Origin of the sequence: Streptomyces sp. SID3212 (genome assembly GCF_009865405.1) — a bacterium.
Taxonomy (GTDB): Bacteria; Actinomycetota; Actinomycetes; order Streptomycetales; family Streptomycetaceae; genus Streptomyces.
Genome location: NZ_WWJY01000319.1, coordinates 1 through 1,056, shown reverse-complemented (window position 1 = coordinate 1,056; position 1,056 = coordinate 1). Strand labels below are relative to the sequence as shown.

Annotated in this window: 1 protein-coding gene; it reads left to right on the top strand. The window is 72.7% G+C overall.

Going from position 1 to position 1,056, the window contains the following annotated elements:
* A partial coding sequence (locus GT042_RS09650) for a diguanylate cyclase (protein ID WP_161308295.1) occupies positions 1–797 on the top strand: 797 nt, incomplete at its 5' end.
* Positions 798–1,056: the final 259 nt, after the last annotated feature.

Here is a 1,056-nt window from a genome sequence, read left to right as displayed (position 1 = left end):
CCGGCTCGCCCGGCTACAGCCACCAGCGGGTGGCCGCGCTGCGGCGGCGGGGGCGGGGGTGCTGTGTGGTCGCGCCGATCATCCTGCACGGGCGGGCGTGGGGCGAGCTGTACGTGGCCCGGCCCAAGGGCGCCGCGCTCTTCGGCCGGGACGACGCGGACTTCGCGACCGTGATCGCGTCCGTGGTGGCGTCCGGGATCGCGCAGACCGAGCGGCTCGAAGAGGTCCGCCGCCTCGCCTTCACCGACCCTCTGACGGGGCTCGCGAACCGGCGGGCGGTCGACATGCGGCTCGACGAGGCGGTGGGGCGGTACCGGGCGGACGGCTCGGTCACGAGCCTGGTCGTGTGCGACCTGAACGGCCTGAAGACGGTCAACGACACGCACGGCCACGCGGTCGGCGACCGGTTGCTGGAACGGTTCGCCTCGATCCTGTCCCTGTGCGCGGCGAAGCTGCCGGGCGCGGTGGCCGCACGGCTGGGCGGGGACGAGTTCTGTCTTCTGACGGTGGGCCCGTCGGCGGACGAGGTGATCGCGGTCGCCGACGAGCTGTGCGTGCGGGCGGCGGAGCTGGAACTGGGGGAGGGGGTGGCGTGCGGGGTCGCGTCTACGGGGGAGGCGATTGGGGAGGTGCGTTCGGCGAGACGCCTGTTCCGCTTGGCGGACGCGGCGCAATATCGCGCGAAGGCTGCGCGTGCGGGGGGGCCGGTGGTGGCGGGCCGTGACGACGAGGTGCTGCGCCTGGCGGACACGCCGCCCCCGTCCGGCGACCGCCGCCGTTTCCGCGATGCGCGTTGACCGCGTTTGTGGCGTCTGCCCGGTGGCCGGTTGCGCTTACTGATGTCCTCAATCGCCGGACGGGCTTGGTTTTGGCCTCTGCCCGGGGCGCGGGCGCGGCTTACCGATGTCCTCAATCGCCGGACGGGCTGGGTTTGTCGTGGTGGCGGGGGCCGGGGCCTGCGGAGGTACGTATGTCCGGACTGCATGTTTTACGGCGCCTTCGGGGACCCCGAACATTCACGGTAGCCACGCGCCACAAAACACGCTTTACGTCCGG